Here is a 3407-nt window from a genome sequence, read left to right as displayed (position 1 = left end):
CAGTACCGGAGGAGTTGGTCGTCCGGTATCTGGAGGCCTTCGGACCTGCCACGCCGGCTGACTTCCAGACCTGGTCCGGGCTGCCCGGAGCCAAGGCGACCTTCGACGCGCTCGAGCTCGAGCGGTTCACCGACGAGAACGGCAAGACCCTGTACGACGTACCGGGGGCGCCGCGGCCGGATCCGGATACCGACGTGCCAGTGCGGTTCCTGCCGGAGTTCGACAACCTCTTGCTCGCGCATGCGAAACGCGAGCGGATCATCGCCGACGAACACCGGCCCGCCGTCTTCACGAAGAACCTGCGGATCAAGTCGACGTACACGGTGGACGGACTGGTCGCCGGCCTGTGGACGGCCGAGAAGAAGCGCGGTGTGGCCACTCTCACGCTCACCCCGTTCGGGCGGACGCTGAAGCGGACCAGAGCCGAACTTGAGCGTGAAGGGACCGCGTTACTGGGCTTCCTGGAGCCGGATGCGAAAACGACCGCAGTGGTTACGGCCGGTGAATGAGGTTGTTGTCACACGTCGGATGACTGGGCTAGAACCACCACAGCCAGTGGAATAGCCAGATGAGCACAGTCCCCACAATCACTCTGGACAACGGCGTCGAGATCCCACAGCTGGGCCTGGGGGTCTGGCAGGTCGAGAACGAGATCGTCACCGACGTCGTCTCGGCTGCCTTCGCGTCGGGTTACCGGCACGTCGACACAGCCGCCGCCTATGGCAACGAGGCAGGCGTCGGTCGCGCCATCGCCGCCTCCGGTCTGGCCCGCGACGAGCTCTTCATCACCACCAAGGTGTGGAACAGCGACCAGGGCTACGACTCCACCCTGAAGGCGTTCGACGCGAGCCTGGCCCACCTCGGGCTGGAGTCCGTCGACCTGTACCTGATCCACTGGCAGGCGCTGAAGAAGGACAAGTACGTCGAGACCTGGAAGGCGTTCGAGCAGCTGTACGCCGACAAGCGGGTGCGCGCGATCGGGGTGTCGAACTTCCACATCCCGGCACTGGAGCGACTGTTCCAGGAGACCGACCTGCGCCCGGTGGTGAACCAAATCGAGCTGCACCCGGCGCTGCCGCAGGACGAGCTGCGCGCGTTCAACGCCGAGAACGACATCGTCACCGAGGCGTGGAGCCCGCTGGCGTCGGGCGGGCTGCTGGACAACGCCGCACTCAAGACGATCGGCGCCAAGTACGGCAAGTCGCCTGCCCAGGTAGTGATCCGCTGGCACCTGCAGCTCGGCAACGTGGTGATCCCCAAGTCCAAGACGCCGAGCCGGATCGCGGAGAACTTCGCCGTCTTCGACTTCACCCTGGACAACGAGGACATGGCAACCATCGCCGACCTCGAAACCGGCGTCCGCACCGGCGGCGACCCCGATCATTTCGGCTGATAAGGCGATTCAGATCAGCCGGAGGAATCGCTGTAGTACTGGTGAGTTGTTGTCCGGCGACCAGGCCGCGGAGAGTTTCCAGGGTGGTAGGTCGTCGGACAGCCGGCGGTAGACGACGGCCCGCGGGTCGATCGGCGGCGTCAGCGCGATCAGCAGCGACACCCCCAGGCCCGCGGCGACCAGCGACACGATCGTCTGTGTGTCCGCACCCTCCTGCACGATCCGCGGGACGAACCCGGCCGCCTTGCAGTAGCCGACGATCGCGTCGTGGACGGACGGTCCGGTCGATCTCGTGTAGAGAATGAACGATTCGTCGGCCAGGTCCGTGAGAGCGACCCGCTCGCGCTCCGCCAGCCGGTGCCCGGCCGGCAGCGCGACTACGAGCGGATCCTCTGACAACACCCGCGTCTCCAGCCCCGGCTCAGGCGTCGGCAACCGCAGCAGGCCGACGTCGATCCGCCCGTCCCGCAGCGCGTCGAGCTGCCGGATCGTCGTCATCGTCTCCAGGTCCAGCAGGACTTCCTGGTTGGCCGTCCGGAACGCACCGAGGAGCTGAGGCAGCACCCGGAACGTCGCGGACTGCACGAACCTGAGCCGCAGGGTGCCGAGCTCGCCCCGCTGGGTCCGCTGTGCGTCCCGGACCGCCTCCTCCGCCAGCCGGAGCAGTTCTTTGGCATCGGCCAGGAAGCTCTCCCCAGCGGTCGTCAGCACGAACCGCCGCTTCACCCGGGCGAACAGCTCGACGTCGAGATCGCGTTCGAGCGCGGCGATCTGCCGGCTCAGCGAGGGCTGGGTCAGATGCAGCCGGATCGCCGCCCGGCCGACGTTCAGCTCCTCGGCGACCACGACGAACGACTCCAGCTGGCGCAGTTCCATTCCCCCATCATGCGTCAGGCGCATGAACTCTGCCCATAAGTTTCATTGGACGTATCAAGTCGCCGGTCCTTACGGTCAAGAAGACGAAAGGAACCATCGATGTACCTCTTCCCCATCACCGTCATCCACAAGGTCGCCGAGGAATCCCGATCGGGCCTGGCGAACGCCAAGACCGTTCCGTGGGAGCCTCCCCGCCGGCGCTGGTGGTCGCGGTCCACGGTGACGGTGCGGCGGACCGTGACCAGCAAGGCGCCGCGGTCCGCATGCGAAGCTGACCCCTGTGATCGAAGTGCGAAGGTTGCGGGTGTTGCGGGCGCTTGCTGACCACGGCACCGTGACGGCGGCCGCCGAGACGTTGCACCTGACGCCCTCGGCGGTTTCACAGCAGTTGGCGGCGCTGGAGAGCGAGGTCGGCCAGGAACTGCTCGAGCGCCGCGGCCGCCGCGTCGCGATCACCTCGGCCGGCCGACTCCTGCTGAGCCACGCGAACACGATCCTCACCGAGGTCGAGCGCGCCGAGGAGGCCATGCGACTGCATGCTGACGGGGCGACCGGCGAGGTGCGCATCGCCGCCTTCGCGACCGCGATCAGCCTGCTGGTGGCACCCACGTTGGCTCGGTTGCGGGAGAGTACGCCGGGCCTGCGTCTCGTCGTACGGGATGCGGAAGGGCATCAAGCAGTCAGCCAGTTGCTCGACGGTGAGGTCGAACTCGCGGTCGCCGTCGAACACCGCGGCTCACCCCGGGCCGATGACGAGCGACTGACCAGGATCCCCCTGTACTCCGAACCGTTCGTGGCTGTGGTTCCTTCATCGCACCCAACTGCGGCAGCCGAGGCGGTCGACCTGACTACCCTGGCTGCCGACGACTGGGTGATGACATCGGTCGGGAACCCGATCCGCGACGTCGTGCTGCTGGCTTGCGAACAGGCCGGGTTCCAGCCCCGGATCGTGCATTGGTCCGACGACTTCCGCGCCGTTGCCGCTCTGGTCGCCGCTGGCGCCGGGGTCTCGCTGGTCCCCCGGCTGGCCTTGCGCGGAAGCACTGCGGGCGCAGCGGTGATCCGGCCGCTGAGCGACCCGACCCCCGTACGCCGGGTGTTCGCTGCCGTCCGCCCAGGTCGTGCGGAGCATCCCCTC

Annotated in this window: 4 protein-coding genes; 3 read left to right on the top strand and 1 reads right to left on the bottom strand. The window is 67.4% G+C overall.

Going from position 1 to position 3407, the window contains the following annotated elements:
- Together VFG33_RS39455 and VFG33_RS39450 are read left to right on the top strand one after the other, a co-directional pair.
- On the top strand, window positions 1-509 hold a 509-nt coding region (locus VFG33_RS39455), incomplete at its 5' end, for a winged helix DNA-binding domain-containing protein (RefSeq protein WP_325058158.1).
- A gap of 59 nt (window positions 510-568) precedes the next feature.
- Entirely contained in the window at window positions 569-1393 is an 825-nt protein-coding gene (locus VFG33_RS39450) for an aldo/keto reductase (protein ID WP_325058157.1), read from the top strand.
- 9 nt (window positions 1394-1402) lie between these two features.
- Here the strand turns inward: VFG33_RS39450 and VFG33_RS39445 are convergent, their stop codons facing one another.
- Window positions 1403-2269, bottom strand: coding sequence for a LysR family transcriptional regulator (locus tag VFG33_RS39445; protein ID WP_325058156.1), 867 nt, complete (start codon window positions 2267-2269; stop codon window positions 1403-1405).
- Between the two features lie 280 nt (window positions 2270-2549).
- Here VFG33_RS39445 and VFG33_RS39440 point away from each other — a divergent pair.
- Window positions 2550-3407, top strand: an 858-nt coding sequence (locus tag VFG33_RS39440; RefSeq protein ID WP_325058155.1) for a LysR family transcriptional regulator, incomplete at its 3' end; no start/stop codon positions are given.

The sequence above is a fragment of the Kribbella sp. genome, from assembly GCF_035687465.1.
Classification (GTDB): Bacteria; Actinomycetota; Actinomycetes; order Propionibacteriales; family Kribbellaceae; genus Kribbella.
This window is presented reverse-complemented; position numbering and strand designations above follow the sequence as displayed.

Excerpts from the sequence above, each read along its gene's own strand:
- VFG33_RS39450 (WP_325058157.1), top strand. The coding sequence starts at position 569 with ATGAGCACAGTCCCCACAATCACTCTGGACAACGGCGTCGAGATCCCA.
- VFG33_RS39445 (WP_325058156.1), bottom strand. The coding sequence starts at position 2,269 with ATGGAACTGCGCCAGCTGGAGTCGTTCGTCGTGGTCGCCGAGGAGCTG.